General features: G+C 60.1%; 11 protein-coding genes and 1 other RNA gene. 3 read left to right on the forward strand and 9 right to left on the reverse strand.

Annotated elements, in window-relative coordinates; all coding sequences use genetic code 11:
• Positions 1 to 116: 116 nt before the first annotated feature.
• From HMPREF3169_RS08035 to HMPREF3169_RS08050, 4 genes are read right to left on the reverse strand one after another with little or no spacing between them, the layout of a single operon-like run.
• The gene (locus tag HMPREF3169_RS08035) at positions 117 to 542 is read right to left on the reverse strand and encodes a hypothetical protein (RefSeq protein WP_061923745.1); all 426 of its coding nucleotides are present in this window, start codon (positions 540 to 542) and stop codon (positions 117 to 119) included.
• 33 nt (positions 543 to 575) lie between these two features.
• Entirely contained in the window at positions 576 to 935 is a 360-nt protein-coding gene (locus HMPREF3169_RS08040) for a hypothetical protein (RefSeq protein WP_061923747.1), read from the reverse strand.
• Between the two features lie 59 nt (positions 936 to 994).
• Positions 995 to 4,066 carry a bifunctional [glutamine synthetase] adenylyltransferase/[glutamine synthetase]-adenylyl-L-tyrosine phosphorylase gene (locus HMPREF3169_RS08045; protein ID WP_070456095.1) on the reverse strand — a complete coding sequence of 1,024 codons (3,072 nt, stop codon included), beginning with the start codon at positions 4,064 to 4,066 and terminating at the stop codon, positions 995 to 997.
• A 22-nt stretch (positions 4,067 to 4,088) separates the two neighbouring features.
• Complete coding sequence (locus tag HMPREF3169_RS08050; RefSeq protein WP_070456096.1) at positions 4,089 to 5,420, reverse strand: glutamine synthetase family protein; 1,332 nt, start codon at positions 5,418 to 5,420, stop codon at positions 4,089 to 4,091.
• A gap of 181 nt (positions 5,421 to 5,601) precedes the next feature.
• Here HMPREF3169_RS08050 and HMPREF3169_RS08055 point away from each other — a divergent pair, with 181 nt between their 5' ends.
• Together HMPREF3169_RS08055 and HMPREF3169_RS08060 are read left to right on the forward strand one after the other, a co-directional pair.
• Positions 5,602 to 6,687, forward strand: coding sequence for a DUF2786 domain-containing protein (locus HMPREF3169_RS08055; protein WP_062043853.1), 1,086 nt, complete (start codon positions 5,602 to 5,604; stop codon positions 6,685 to 6,687).
• 96 nt (positions 6,688 to 6,783) lie between these two features.
• Positions 6,784 to 8,550: a CYTH and CHAD domain-containing protein gene (locus HMPREF3169_RS08060; protein ID WP_061923758.1), complete on the forward strand. Its 1,767-nt coding sequence runs from the start codon at positions 6,784 to 6,786 to the stop codon at positions 8,548 to 8,550.
• 9 nt (positions 8,551 to 8,559) lie between these two features.
• Here HMPREF3169_RS08060 and HMPREF3169_RS08065 read toward each other — a convergent pair whose 3' ends face one another.
• Entirely contained in the window at positions 8,560 to 8,745 is a 186-nt protein-coding gene (locus tag HMPREF3169_RS08065) for a hypothetical protein (protein WP_061923761.1), read from the reverse strand.
• A 201-nt stretch (positions 8,746 to 8,946) separates the two neighbouring features.
• On the opposite strand from HMPREF3169_RS08065, the gene HMPREF3169_RS08070 reads away from it, so the two are divergent.
• Complete coding sequence (locus HMPREF3169_RS08070; protein WP_061923763.1) at positions 8,947 to 10,215, forward strand: galactokinase family protein; 1,269 nt, start codon at positions 8,947 to 8,949, stop codon at positions 10,213 to 10,215.
• Positions 10,216 to 10,238: 23 nt separating this feature from the next.
• Here HMPREF3169_RS08070 and HMPREF3169_RS08075 read toward each other — a convergent pair whose 3' ends face one another.
• The 4 genes from HMPREF3169_RS08075 to HMPREF3169_RS08090 form a co-directional block, all read right to left on the reverse strand.
• On the reverse strand, positions 10,239 to 11,642 hold the full coding sequence (locus HMPREF3169_RS08075; protein WP_061923766.1) for a ribonuclease catalytic domain-containing protein: 1,404 nt from the start codon (positions 11,640 to 11,642) through the stop codon (positions 10,239 to 10,241).
• A gap of 27 nt (positions 11,643 to 11,669) precedes the next feature.
• Positions 11,670 to 12,110: RNase P RNA component class A (rnpB, locus tag HMPREF3169_RS08080), an RNA gene on the reverse strand.
• Positions 12,111 to 12,125: 15 nt separating this feature from the next.
• On the reverse strand, positions 12,126 to 13,304 hold the full coding sequence (locus HMPREF3169_RS08085; RefSeq protein ID WP_061923769.1) for a bifunctional RNase H/acid phosphatase: 1,179 nt from the start codon (positions 13,302 to 13,304) through the stop codon (positions 12,126 to 12,128).
• Positions 13,304 to 14,017 (reverse strand): zinc ribbon domain-containing protein, encoded by a 714-nt coding sequence (locus tag HMPREF3169_RS08090; protein WP_061923772.1) that lies wholly within the window; start codon positions 14,015 to 14,017, stop codon positions 13,304 to 13,306. Before HMPREF3169_RS08090 ends, HMPREF3169_RS08085 begins: the two co-directional genes overlap by 1 nt.
• Between the last annotated feature and the right edge of the window lie 22 nt (positions 14,018 to 14,039).

Here is a 14,039-nt window from a genome sequence, read left to right on the forward strand (position 1 = left end):
GTTCCTCCTCCACACGCAATGCGTTATGCATTCGTTATATTTACGAGGATTACATTAAGTCTGGCACCTGCCAGATGCTTCGCGTGAGCCTGCACGGCACCTGTGTGTTCCTGTGATTACTGCGCTGGGGAACTTTCCGCGACGATGGTATCGACGGCCGGGTTGACCAGGCCCAGATCAAAGGCCTTGAGGATAACGGCGGCCTCCTCATCATTGAGGACGCCTTGCTCGATTGCTTTGCGCAAAACCTGGATCATGGTTCCGCGGGACTCGGAGCGATTCGCGGATTCGAGCATGTCGCGCGGCATCGACTCGGGGGGAATGCCAAGCGCTTCAGCCAGCGAGTACATGCGCTCTTCATCGATATTCGACGGCGCTGCCGAATTGTCATTTTGCAGCACACCGCCACCGATGGCCTCTGCCACGGTCTGCGCACCAGCCGGTGGATTATCTCGAGTGGTGGCAAACACGCCAATGCCCAGTGCGAGGATAGCCAACACGGCCACAATCGCCCACACGGCGACGATCTTATTGCGGTACACAGTTTTGAAGTCTAATCCTGGCTAAGAGCGGTTCTAAATACTTGGGCCGAAGTTACCAAATGAGCTGCCGCCACGTGGTGGGTCGAGACGCTCAGAAAGAATATCGATGACAGAGCGAAGTGCATTATCGCCCAAGGTGCGCTCCCACGCGCTGCGCGGCTGCTGGGAATGACGCGGAGCCTGCGGCTGCGTTGGTTGTGTGGTGGCTGGTTCATCTGCCGGGGCGTGAATATTTTCTTCTGGCCTCGGCTTCGTGATGCTTACGCGAAGCTGCGCGTCTTCCAGCTCTAGCGCGTCGCTGCCTGTGGCCCCGGCTGCCCGAGCGGCGGCTAGGAAGGCCTCCAAGTCAGCCAAGGTGGCGGTGGTGATATCAAGCGACAAATTCAAAGACATGGCTTTCTCAATTCTTTAAGCTCAATGCTGGGACAGTTTTCATTCTCTGCCTTCCCAGCCTAGGCATTTTCGTGCTCGAAGGTCTCCGCCTCACCCCAGAAGACCTCGTCGACCACCTTGCGGGCATGCCGCGTGGTCTTGAGATAGGTATCCAGGAATTCCTGGTTGTCCTCCGGTGCCCAGCCGGCAGCACCGGCCACCTGGGCCAACTGTGGTCCCGGCGTCGGCAGCTGATCCACGCGCTTGCCGCGCACGAGCACCAAGGCATTGCGGGCGTCGGTTGCCAGCAGCCAGGCATCCCGCAGCACCTGAACCTTCTCCGGCGGAATCAGCTCGTGTTTTTCCACCGCGTCCAGCACGCGCAACGTCGAAGGATCGTGGAGGTCCGGGTAATCATGGGCATGCATCATGGTCAAAAGCTGTACGGTCCACTCGATGTCGGACAACCCGCCGCGCCCCAGCTTGGTATGGGTGTTGCGATCAGCACCGCGCGGCAGACGCTCGTTATCCACGCGAGCTTTCATACGACGAATCGCGCGCAAGGTCTTTTCGCTAACGCCATCATCGGGATAGCGGAAACCATCGACCATAGCTAGGAACTTCTCCCCCACGCTGCGATCGCCAGCGACGAAGGCCGCACGCAGCAGCGCCTGCATCTCCCAGGCCTCGCCCCACTCGCGGTAATAACGCTCATAAGAGGCAATCGTGCGCACTACGGCACCGGAACGGCCTTCTGGGCGCAGCCCCAGGTCAACGTCGAGCGGCGGATCGCCGGAAGGTTTAGAAAGCCGACGCCGCAGCTTATCGACGATCCCGATTGCCCACTTGACCGCTTCCGTCTCGTCTGTACCCTCGCTAGGTTCGGCCACCACGATGACGTCGGCGTCAGAGCCAAAGCCCAGCTCCATTCCGCCCAGGCGCCCCATACCGATGACGGCGATGCGTGCGGGCGGTTCCTCTTGCGCGGCGTCGCCAAGCCAAGCACGAATCTCCGCGCGCAGCGCTGCCTCCAGCACGGCATCCCAAATCGTGGATAGTTCGTAACACACCTGCTGCACTGACATAAATCCGAGCAAGTCCGCCGCGGCAATGCGCGCTAATTCCACGCGGCGCAAGCTACGGGCCACCGCCACCGCCTTGTCGGGGTCTGCATGACGCTTGGTGGAATTAACCAACGCCTTCGATACCTGCTCGGGCTTGGTTTCCAGCAGCTTCGGGCCCGAAGCGCCGTCGGAGAGCTGCTTGACGACGTCGGGAGCGCTAATGATGAGGTCCGAAGCAAAGGGCGAGGTGCCCAAGATGCTCATTAGACGCTGCCCCACGATGCCTTCGTCGCGCAGCATGCGCAGGAACCATTGCCGGTCATACGCAGCCTCAGAGAGCTTGCGATAGTTAAGCAGGCCCATATCTGGGTCTGCGGTCGAGGAAAGCCAACCCATGAGCGTAGGCAGCAAGATGGCTTGAATCCTAGCTTTTCGCGACGTGCCCGCAGCCAAGGAGGTCAGGTGCTCAAAGGCGCGGTCGGGATAGACATAGCCAAGTGCTGCCAGCTGCAGCTTTGCCGCCTCCGGAGAAAGCTTGAGCTCGTCGGCGGACATGGAGACCACCGAATTAAGCAGCGGCCGGTAGAACAGGCGGGAGTGGAGATCCTGAATTCGCAAGCGCGTGGTCTTCAGGTACTGGTCCAAGCGCTCGGCGGCGGACTTATTGCCCTGCGGGGTGAACCCGGAGATGATGGCAAGCCATTTAAGGGCCTGCTTATCATCGGCGGGAGGCAAGACGTGAGTGCGGCGGAAGCGCTCAAGCTGCAGACGGTGTTCTAGCAAGCGGAGAAACTCATAGGCCTCGATCAACTGCGTGCCATCTTCACGCCCCACGTATCCAGCGCTGACCAGGGCGGTGAGCGCATCCACCGTAGAAAGAACGCGCAGGGTCTCATCGGAGCGGCCGTGCACCAGCTGAAGCAGCTGCACCGCAAACTCGACGTCGCGCAGCCCGCCCTCTCCCAGTTTCAGCTCGCGTTGCCGCAACTCTTTTGGCACATTATCCAGCACGCGGCGGCGCATGGCTTGGACATCTTCCACAAACGAATCACGCTGGGATGCGGTCCACACCATAGGACCGATCTGGGCCAGGTAATCCTCGCCGAGCGGCAAGTAGCCGGTCTGTGGACGTGCTTTGAGCTGAGCCTGAAACTCCCAAGTCTCTGCCCACCGCTTGTAATAAGCAACGTGGGATTCCAAGGTGCGCACCAGCGCGCCGGACTTTCCCTCGGGGCGCAGGTTGGCATCGACTTCGAAGAAGGAGGCCGAGCCGATTCGATTAAACTCGGAGGCCACCCGCGTAATCTTCGGCGTAACGACGTCGGATAAGAAGATGACATCGACGTCGGAAATGTAATTCAGATCGCCAGCTCCGCACTTGCCCATCGCCATGACTGCCAGTTTCGCGTCGACGGGGTCGTCGCCGTAGACGTTGCGGATGGCGACGGCGAGCGCGGCAGTAAGGGCGGCGTCGGCAAGCGCAGTCAAAAGCCGCGTGACAACCTGGAACTCCAAGCGCGGCTGCGGCGCAGACTGCCCCTTGCGGGAGAAAAACGTACCCGCAAGATCATGAGCGGCGATGCGCATCATGAGCGTGCGATAGGTGGACTTAAGCACCGCCTTGTGGTCCCCTGCGGCGGCTCGGTAGGTGCCGGCCGTGTTCAAATCCGGCGTGGCTGTATCGGGGCGTTCCTCTTGCGCGTCCTCGGTAAAATCTGCAGGTTGAGCGCCCACTGCGCCAAGAATCTCCTGCAGCATCTCAGTTGGCGTGGGCAAGGGCTTGGCCAGCTCCCGCCACAGCTCGGGATTAGCAGCCAAGTGATCACCAAATGCTGTCGACGCCCCGAGCAAAGCTAAGGTGCGCACGCGCAATTCCTCGCTGCTACGCAGCTGCCCATCGAGCTCGGGAACAGCCTCATACATGCGGATTAGCGTGTTCAGCGCAAGGTCCGGATCACCCGAAGCTGCGAGCGTCCACAAAAGCTCTAGCGACTCGGGATTATCCCAGCCCAGTTGTTCAAGATCTTTAGCTGCCGTCGCTCGAGTAAGGCCTAGGGTGGCCGGCGAGGGAACTGCAATAGGGCGCATCAAAATCCTTTAAAGTGCCTAACTAGTAGTTGAGGTTGAGCTCAAAGCTGGTGATTTGCTGCTGATAGGAGTGCCATTCATCCCACTTGGCACGCAAGAAATACTCGAAGACATGCTCGCCTAGGACTTCCGCCATAAACTCCGACTTTTCAAACTCACGCAGGGCCTGGTCCAAGCTGACGGGCAGGTCGCGGTAGCCCATAGCGCGGCGCTCGCGGCGAGTGAGCTGATGGACATCGTCCTCTGCGGGATCGCCCAACTCGTAGCCTTCCTTGATGCCACGCAGGCCTGCTGCCAGCAAGACGGCATAACCCAAGTATGGGTTCATCGCAGAATCCAGCGAACGGATCTCCACGCGACGCGACTCCGCCTTGCCCAGACGGTAGGTAGGCACGCGGACGAGCGCAGAACGATTCGAAACGCCCCAGGTTGCTGAGCCCGGCGCCTCGTTGCCGAACATCAAGCGCTTATAGGAATTGGTCCATTGGTTGGTCACAGCAGTCAACTCAACGGAGTGCTCCAAAATGCCCGCAATGAACTGCTTGGCGGTTTGGGACAAGGAAAATTCATCGTCGGGATCGTGGAAAGCATTGTGCTCTCCTTCAAACAGGCTCAAGTGGGTGTGCATGCCAGAACCTGGCAAGTGTTCAAAAGGCTTCGGCATGAACGTGGCCTGGACTTTTTGGTCAGCAGCCACCTGTTTTATGACGTGGCGGAAGGTCATGATGTTATCGGCCATGGTCATCACGTCGGCATGGCGTAGATCGATTTCCTGCTGGCCCGGCGCGGTCTCATGGTGGCTAAATTCCGTGGCAATACTCAAGGCCTCTAGCGCCGACATGGAGTGACGGCGGAAGCTCGGCGCGCGGTCATGGGTGGCTTGGTCGAAGTAACCGCCATTGTCCGTCGCGATGAGATTTGTATTATCCGGCGATTGCTCCAGCAGGTAGAACTCGATTTCTGGTGCAGCCATGCAGGTAAAGCCCTCATTGGCGCTTTCGGTGACCTGGCGACGCAGGATATGGCGCGGATCCACCATGGAAGGCTGGCCGTCTGGTTGGGCAATATCGCAGAACATGCGCGCCGAAGCAATCTCCGGCTCATCTTGGTCGAAAGGCATGATCTGAAAGGTCGAAGGATCTGGCAGGGCGAGAGTATCCGACTCGGCGATGCGGGAAAAACCTTCGATAGATGAACCGTCGAAACCTACGCCCTCCTCGAATGCTGATTCCAGCTCGGAGGGGCTCATGACAACGGACTTGAGTGCGCCCAAGATGTCGGTGAACCACAGGCGGATGAAGCGAATATCGCGTTCTTCGACTGTGCGGAGGACGAATTCATGTTGGCTGTTCATGCTCTAAACCTTACCTGCGATACACGCGTAAATTGCGCACTCTATTAGACACTACTTTGGGCGGCGTTTGACCATTTCAGCAAAGTATCTCGGGGGCAAAAGGTGGGGGCGATGCGTGGAAGGGATGTCTGGGCGGCGTGCTTTGCTGAACACACATTCGAACACAGCCGAAAGGAAAACCATGTACCAAGACACTGACCACTCCCACCGCGCTCTCCACAACGAAGCTCTCATCAACGCTGTCTGGGCCGCCGAGAAAGGCTGGGCACCGGCCGATATCCTCCACGTTCTAGGTCCTAAGGTCCATCCCCTGCTCTATCGCGCCGCACCACGCGTCCCGGCGCGCATTTCTTCGCCGGTACTGCGCAAGCAATGGCTGCAATTAGCGCCACCACGTTCGGGCTCGCTGATTCTCCCGGAGGAAACACTTCGCAAGCTAAGCCTGGAGCTGTTACGACTGCCTAAGCTGCGTGATACTGAGCTTTTGGTCGCGGCCGCGAAGGACCGCCAAGCGGATATTGATCCGAAGCAAGCGAAGATTCGCGAGAAGATAAACAACCTCCTGCGCAAGGCGGAATCCACTCCCTTTGAGAATGAAGCGGATGCGCTCATTGCCAAGGCGCAGTCCCTGCAACAGCGCTACCGTGTGGAAGATGTGTTTGCTGGGCACGCTCCAGATTTCCTTGCTCGGCGCGTGCATATCCACGCCCCGTATGTAAAGCACCAAGCGAGTTTGCTGGGCGTTGTGGCCTATCACAATGGTTGCGCCTCAATCCTCGCGCACGAAAAGGGCATCGCCTGCGTTGTTGGCACGGCGGAAGATTCCGCGCATGTGGCCCAGCTCTTCGATTCCTTGAGCCGCCAATGCGACTGGTACATGCGCTCCGGAGACGGTGCGGCCCAGGCGCGCAGCCGCGGCGAGACCGCCGCCTACCGCCGTAGTTTCTGGTTGTCCTATGCCGCCCGCATCTCGGAGTTGCTCGATGAAGCTAACTTCACCGGAATGTCTGAAGCAGCAGATGCCCGTACGGCAGAAACCGGCAATGAGGCCGATGGCCGCAGCCTTGCCCGGCAGGCAATCCCGGCGCTGTATGAGCGCCAGGTTGGTTCCGAGGAAGCCCGCAACCGCTTGTTCCCTCACCTTTCCGCAATGACGCTTTCTGCCAGTAGTTGGGCCGGGGTACACGATGGTGCAAGTGCGGCTGAAAAATCGCATCTTGCAGGCGATTCCATAGGCTCAAGCAGCCAGCGGCAGATCGCCAGTTAACGTCTGGAAAGCCTGCCCCATTAACCTACGCTGACGGGTAGGCTTTCGTTTAGTAACTCTTCTTTCCTTAAATACGTATTGATTAAAGGTGTGTGCATGTCTACGAAGACTTTCCTCGAAGTCGAAGCAAAGTTCGCAGTCGCTGAATCCATCCAATTGCCTGAGCTCACCCGGCTCGCTGGCGTGGACCACATCGCTGAAACCCACCACCACGCACTTTCTGCCATCTACTACGACACCGAAGACCTGCGTCTGACCCATGCAAAGATCACGTTGCGTCGTCGTACGGGCGGAAATGATGATGGCTGGCACATTAAGATTCCGGGCAGCCAAGGCCGAACGGAGATTCATGCCGAGCTCGGCGAGCCAGTAGATGGCCGTTACGAGGTCCCAGCAGAGCTTCTCCACGAGGTTCGCTCCGTTATCCGCAATCACCCGCTTGCCCCCATCGCCCAGGTTGATAACAACCGTACTGAGATGGTTCTTGCTAACGCCGAGGGAAAACCGGTTGCTGAATTCTGCGATGACCACGTCACCGCTTTCTCCTTCCTGCAAGGAGGCGGTCAGCATACCTGGCGTGAGTGGGAAGTGGAGCTCGCCGGCGACCTACCAGGCACCAATGAAGGAAGCCGCTTCATCCGCGAAGCCACGTCCCTCCTCATCGGCGCCGGCGCACGCGTTTCCTCCTCCCCGTCCAAGCTGAAGTCCGCTTTGGGCGATTCCATCCGCAACGCGCCCCTTCCTCCAGCACTGCAGACTTCGAGCGTGGAACCGGATTCCGCTGCCGCCGCGGTGGTCAGTGCGCTGAAGGCGAACCGTGACAAGCTCGTCGACTACGACCCCCGCGTCCGTCGCAACGAATGGGATTCTGTCCACCAGATGCGCGTGGCTACCCGCGAGCTGCGCAGCCACATTCAAACCTTCCACGGCATTGTCGTTGGCCCGGAAATCGAGCGCATCGAATCTGAGCTAAAGCTTCTCGCCGGCATCCTAGGCGTAGCACGCGACGCTGAGGTTGTTGAAGAACGCTGGCAGAGCTTGCTTGCCTCCGAAGATTCCGACACATTGGACGAGGCAACGCGCGAGCACATCTCACGCGACATGGGCACCGCATACCGCCGCGCTCACCGCCACGTGGTTGCCGCACTCGATTCGGAGCGCTACTTGGAGCTGCTGGATTCGCTTGATGAGCTACTAGCCAACCCACCAGTAGCACAGGACTCCGAGGAAGCGCCTGCAGATGATGCCGAAGAGACCGAAGACGCCACAGTAGTTTCCACCGTTACTCCAGCTGCAGAAGCCGCGGACGCTGCTGAGGCCTCGGGTTCGGAAGAGACCGCCCAAGAAGCAGAGGCTACGGACACCGCGCCGAAGAAAAAGAAGGACGCTGCCGCCAAGAAGCAGGAAGCTCCGTCCATGGACCAGGTCATGGCGATGCACCTCAACGAGGCGTACAAGAAGCTGGTCAAGCGTCATGAGAAGGCAATCAAGAACTGGGATAACCCAGAACTATCGCTGCACGAGCGTGAGGATTACTTCCACGACATGCGCAAGGCCGCTAAGAAGCTGCGTTATGCAGCAGAGGCTGCCGGTTCTGCGACGAACCTAAAGACCAAGGGCCTGTACAAGGCTTGCAAGCAAATGCAATCGGTCTTGGGTGATTTCCAAGACTCCGTCACTTCCCGTGACAAGCTCCTAGAGCTGGCCAACACCGCTCGCCGCCGCGGTGAAGACACTTTTGGTTACGGCCTTCTTTACCAGCGTGAACGCAATATTGGCCTCGAAGCACTCGACGATTATGCCGAATCCTTCAAGGCCATCAAGTCCGCGTTCAAGCCGCTGAGCAAGAAGCTCAAGAAATAGGATCGAGTCTTAAGCGTCATCTTCCGCGTCGTAAGCATCAGCGGCTTCGTTGCGAGCCTTCGCAATCTCGATAGCGTGCTCTGCTTCCTCGCGGGTGGCGTACGGGCCCATGCGGTTATCCCAACCGCTTTCAGCGCCCTGGGTTACCTTGCCGGTGGCGGTGTCGTAGTACCACTGCTCATCTGGGTTGCTCATAAAAGGCTCCTTTTCTTAACTAGCCCTTCTGCTGCTACTGTCCGCACCCCGTGTTGCGGGTAGCGGTGGCCGGCGGCCACACTAGGGTGTTTAAGGGGTGCCACCACTTTACAGGCACATCCCAATAGGCGTCTGGCGCGTAAACGCTAGACTATGAAAGTCCAAAGTCCCCCAAAGCAGCACCAAGGAGTTCCTCGCACCATGCCGATGTGGTCCACGCCTTCTTCCCCCGCAGCGGAGCGAATCAACGCTGCCCACCTCGAACTAGTAGGCACGGAACCAGCACACTGCGCTAGTGCGCCCGCTACTTTCTCGCTCATTGGCGAGCACATTGACCACTTTGGTGGCGTCGCCATAATGGGCTTAGCGCAGATGCGTGCTGCCGCAGCGGTTAGCCCACGTACCGACGGCACCATTGCGGTTCACCTTGTTCCGCACGAGGGCGAGACCATCAACGACGCCATCAGTCTCACCGAACTGGCATCCCGTGCCGCAGAGCAGCTGCCGTCAATAGATTCTGAGGGCCAGCCCATCATCCCGGCGGCTCCGGTCGGTGGCTTCGCAGCCCGTTGGGGCGGCATCGCACACACCATGATTAACCGCCAGCTGCTTTCTCGTGAAACCGCCGGCATGGACGTCACGGTGGTTAGCGATATTCCTTTCGCAGCCGGTCTTGGTGCGCTTGCCGCGGGAGATGTCGCTGTAGCGTTAGCGTTGCTCGGTGATGCCGAAGATCTTCACTCCGCTCCCCTGCGCGCACGCATCGCCGATGTCTGCTCCCAGTCGGTCGGCACCTTCGGCGAATACCCCGCCCTGCGTGCCCGCCACACTGCCGCGCTCCGAGGCGTGGGCGAGACAGTAACAATCGTGGACTACGCGGATGGCTCCGTCACCCAGGCGCCCCACCCAATTACCCGCGAGATTGCCGCGTTTGCTGTTACCGTCCCCGGCGATTTCGATGCCACACCAGGCATCGCCGCGATTCGCCAGCGTGAGCGTTTCATCGATGATGCCTGCCATGCTTTCGGCGCTGAGTCGTTGCGACTTTTGCCCGACGCATCCCAGCGTGTGCTGGATTGGCTGAAGGCAGTTCACAAGGTCCATGGCTCGGCCAACCAGCCCACCTTGGCCGAAGCCGCCGAGTGGTTGGTGTTCTATTCGGAAGAAACCGAGCGCGCCCAAGAACTCGCCCGCGCCCTGCGTTCGCGCCGCGGCACCGATCTCTTCCCGCTGCTTAACCAGTCGCAGCAAGCACTAACCACGGTTTATAGCCTGCACTCCGCGGAAAAGATTGCCGAGCTAGCCACGGTGCGCGGCGCACGCTCTGCGCGTTCAGCACACGCTGGTACTTCCCAGTCTGTCATCGCTTTCGTGCCGGCGGCCAAGGCCGATAACTTCGCAGCGGACCTCGCCGAGGACGGATTGCTGGTGGTTCCACTGCTCGACGGCGAGCAAGCTAATACCTTCTAGCCACAGCAGCGAACTAACCACAACTAATCAGCAGGCCACGCAAAAAGCACGTCGCGCTCTGCCACGTCAGCTTTGACCAGAGAGAAGTTAGACTCACTGCCCGTATCTGGGTGCCCGACAGCCTCCGCAAATACCGGAGGTTGCGTCACAAAGATGCGGGCTTTCTCACGCGTTGGCCCACCCTGGACCACGATCGCTTCAAAGTTCGTGCCCACCCATGGCTCGAGAACGGTTGCCTCTGTCAGGTTCAGACAGGCTTTATCCACTTGGGAGGCCAGCTGCGAGGTCGTGGCCATCGTGCGAGTTAAGTCCCCAGCGCGCGAACTAACCCACTCCGGCACAGATTCGCCGTGTGCGAGCGCGAGGCAGACCTCCGTGGCGAATCGATCCGCCAACCGCCGCAGCGGCGCAGTCACATGCGCGTAGTAGCCGCCGATGCCCGCGTGTACCTCCGCGGGCGATTCCTCCAGCCACACGTAGCCGGCACCGCGCAGCAGGCGCTGCGCTTCCCGCATTGCGGCCATGCCCCGCGGCGAATCCGCATCGAGTGTTTGCAGGAACTGAGTAATCGAGGCGTCGTCAAGCGAATAGCCCAAGGCCGCAACCTCAGTGCGGAACTCCTCCTCAGCTTCCGCCGTGGCCGCAGGCAGCGTGCGCAGCAACCCCACGCCGTGCTTTTCCATCAGCTGCCCCGCGCACATCCCGGTCAGCAGAGAAATCTCCGAGTTATAGTCCATGACCTCGTACCGCGGCTCAATGACCAGTTCATAGCGGTGTTGGCAATCTTCCTCGAATTCCTCGACACTCTGGGAAGGAAGCCGCAGATTAATCGCCTCCCGGCGCAGCGAGGAAGCCTGCCGCAGCTTTCCTACTTGCGGCAACAAAGCAATCGAGGAATGCATGCTGCCCGCTGCCAGATCCGCGTGCACGCCTTCATAATCCAGCCGCGCCCTCGAGCGCACCAATGCTCGCGCCAAAGTAAAGTCCAGAACCTCGCCCGCCCCATCGAGGTCGATGGTCCACAACACGGCCGGGCGATCCACGCCCTCCAGCAAGGAGGCCTTGTCCTCCGACAACACCGTGGGATGCAAACGCGCTGGTTCATCGGGCAGATATATGGTCTGCCCGCGGCGGAAGGTCTCCTCCTCCAGGGCGCTGCCGGGCTCGATGAAAGCCGCGACGTCGGCAATAGCGTAATACACCCGGTAGCCATCCATGCGCGCCTCAATGCACACGGCTTGGTCCAAGTCTTTGGAGCCCAATGGGTCGATGGTAACCAGCGGGATATCACGCGCATCGCGGCGCAAGGTGGCGAAACGATCCTGCGCGGCCGCGGCCGCCGCACACAGTTCCTCACTAAAGTCGGTGGGCACACCGAATTCGGCGGCGACGGAGCGGAAATCTAATGGGGCGGCATAGAGTTTCATGCCACCCCATTGTTCCAGAAAAATGGGCGAATGAGTCGACGCATAAGCCGGATTCTGTCTTCCCGCACGCATCAAGCGTGCGGCGGTGAACATCCATCTAGACCAACCGTTGCCAGTTGGTTCAAGCAGCTACCTTCAGGCTAAAGCGAGCAGCCTTCGAACGCCTGATCAAGCCCGCAAAAATGCCGGCCATGATGCCTTGCTCCCAGTGGGGTTTACCCAGCCACCGCCATCACTGACGGTGCTGGTGAGCTCTTAACTCACCGTTTCACCCTTACCTCACGAATCTTCGTACGACGAGGCGTAGCGAAGTCGTTCGGCGGTCTACTTTCTGTTGCACTTGCCCGCGGGTCGCCCCGGGTTGCCGTTAGCAACCACTGTGCTCTGTGGAGTCCGGACTTTCCTCGTCCCCCGCCTTGCCCCTCGTGGAGGTTGGTTCGGAAAGGACGCGTTCACCCGGTCGGCTCATTCGCGCGTTACAGTCTAGCCCAGTGACTGCAAATGGCCCACATCGTTGAAACCGCGCAGCATCGAGCCGCCGTCCCAGAATTCCGCAATGCTTATCGACGCCAAGTCCAAAAAGAGGCGATTAAAAGTCACCGGACCTGCGTCCAAGCTCTGCCTGATAAAGGACTTGATGGGATTGACATGCGAGACCACCACGACGGTCTTGCCCGCATACTTTTCCTGCAACTCCTGGCGGGTCTTGCGCACGCGGCGGTGAACCTGCTGCAAGGACTCGCCGCCGGGGCAGGCCACGGAGGCATCCTCTAGCCACTGGCCGTGCAGCTCGCCATCGGCAGCGTGGGCCTCGGCGAAGGTCTTGCCTTCCCACAGCCCGAAGTCGACCTCGATTAAGCCCGCTACGGTTTCCACCTCAAGAGCATCTTTATCAGCTCCGGCCGGGCGCACGCTGCGCGCAATCGCCTGTGCGGTCTGCTGGCAGCGCTTGAGTGGTGAGCAGACGATGGCATCGACTGGCGTATCGGCCAGCGCCTGGGCAGCTGCGAGTGCCTGTTTGCGGCCGAACTCGGTCAACTCTGGATCGGCATGGCCTGAGTACTGCTTGGCCACCGACATCGCGGTTTGTCCGTGGCGAACCAGGATGAAACGCGTGACCGGGCCTTGCTCGGCCATCCAATCGCTGGGCTGGCTCGCAGCGGCCGGCTCTCCCGGTTCCACACTGGCGGTCTCCTGCACCGCAGGAGCCTGATCCGCCTGCTCAGTATCGCCGACAAAACCCACCGGCTCGCCCGCGGCGGCGGCATCCATCGCCACGTTCGACAACGCATCCGCGACCTTGTTCTTGGCACGCGGCACCCAGCTCAGGTTGAACGTGCCGATTTGGTCGATGAGTTTGCGCGCCTCCAACGCCAGGGCCTGCATGTCTGGGTGCTTGATCTTCCAGCGCCCGTTCATCTGCTCGACCACGAGCTTAGAGTCCATGAAGAAATCAACTTCGTCGGCGCCTAGCTCCACCGCGGCCTCGAGCCCACGCAGCAAGCCGTGGTACTCGGCCACGTTATTGGTGGACTTTTTACCTACGACATATGCGATTTCGCGCAGCAGCTGCTGGCGGTCGGCGGAATAGACAGCGGTGCCGGAACCCGCGATTCCCGGATTGCCACGGGAACCGCCATCGGCATAAATAACCAGCTTCATTAGGCCGGGCGCACCAGGTAGGAGCCGCAATCGCCGCACTGCGGCAGGACCTCGGTTGGGGCGTTACGCACCGCATTCTGCTCTGCCGGCGGCAGCACGATGAAGCAGCCACCACATGCGCGCCCCTTGAAGGCCGCCGCACCGACACCGTTTTCGTGGCGCACGGAATCGTAGCTATCCAGGACGTCGGCAGGCAGCTGCTCGCGCAGCTCCGCAATGCGGATTGCCGGATCCGGGCGGTTATCCACTGCCTCCTGCGCCGCCTCCGCAGCACGCGCGAGCTTTTCCAACTTGCGCTGGGACTCATCCACACGCGCACCGTGCACGTCGCGGTTCGAGCGCAGCGCGTGAATCTCATTGTGAGCTTCCTGCAGCTCGCTCATCAAGTCTGCGATGCGCGACTTTGCCGCATACAGGTCATGCTCCAAGTCCTTGCGACGCTCCGGGTCAACCTCGGCTCCCAACTGGGCCTTATCGTCGCGCTCGCGCTGGCGCAGCTTGCGCTCATCGGCCTGGATACGCAGGATTTCCATCTCCATGTCGTCGACGGCGAGTTGGGCGGAACCGGCGGCGTCGACAAGCCGCTTGTGCTCAAGCTGTGCCTTTTCGTACTCCTGCTGCTCCGGAATGGTCTTTTCTCCCGTAACGCCCTGGGAACGCTCGAGGTTGGCAAGTTCCAGCAGGACAGGCTGCAGTTGCTTCGACAGTTTCATTTAGTTCTCCTTATGGCAGGTC

It is taken from the genome of Corynebacterium sp. HMSC08C04 (genome assembly GCF_001807495.1).
In the GTDB taxonomy this organism is placed as follows: Bacteria; Actinomycetota; Actinomycetes; order Mycobacteriales; family Mycobacteriaceae; genus Corynebacterium; species Corynebacterium simulans.

What these genes read in the sequence shown, in the direction of transcription:
- HMPREF3169_RS08040 (WP_061923747.1), bottom strand. Translation starts at nt 935, where the DNA reads ATGTCTTTGAATTTGTCGCTTGATATCACCACCGCCACCTTGGCTGAC.
- HMPREF3169_RS08045 (WP_070456095.1), bottom strand. Translation starts at nt 4,066, where the DNA reads ATGCGCCCTATTGCAGTTCCCTCGCCGGCCACCCTAGGCCTTACTCGA.
- HMPREF3169_RS08050 (WP_070456096.1), bottom strand. Translation starts at nt 5,420, where the DNA reads ATGAACAGCCAACATGAATTCGTCCTCCGCACAGTCGAAGAACGCGAT.
- HMPREF3169_RS08055 (WP_062043853.1), top strand. Translation starts at nt 5,602, where the DNA reads ATGTACCAAGACACTGACCACTCCCACCGCGCTCTCCACAACGAAGCT.
- HMPREF3169_RS08060 (WP_061923758.1), top strand. Translation starts at nt 6,784, where the DNA reads ATGTCTACGAAGACTTTCCTCGAAGTCGAAGCAAAGTTCGCAGTCGCT.
- HMPREF3169_RS08065 (WP_061923761.1), bottom strand. Translation starts at nt 8,745, where the DNA reads ATGAGCAACCCAGATGAGCAGTGGTACTACGACACCGCCACCGGCAAG.
- HMPREF3169_RS08070 (WP_061923763.1), top strand. Translation starts at nt 8,947, where the DNA reads ATGCCGATGTGGTCCACGCCTTCTTCCCCCGCAGCGGAGCGAATCAAC.
- HMPREF3169_RS08075 (WP_061923766.1), bottom strand. Translation starts at nt 11,642, where the DNA reads ATGAAACTCTATGCCGCCCCATTAGATTTCCGCTCCGTCGCCGCCGAA.
- HMPREF3169_RS08085 (WP_061923769.1), bottom strand. Translation starts at nt 13,304, where the DNA reads ATGAAGCTGGTTATTTATGCCGATGGCGGTTCCCGTGGCAATCCGGGA.
- HMPREF3169_RS08090 (WP_061923772.1), bottom strand. Translation starts at nt 14,017, where the DNA reads ATGAAACTGTCGAAGCAACTGCAGCCTGTCCTGCTGGAACTTGCCAAC.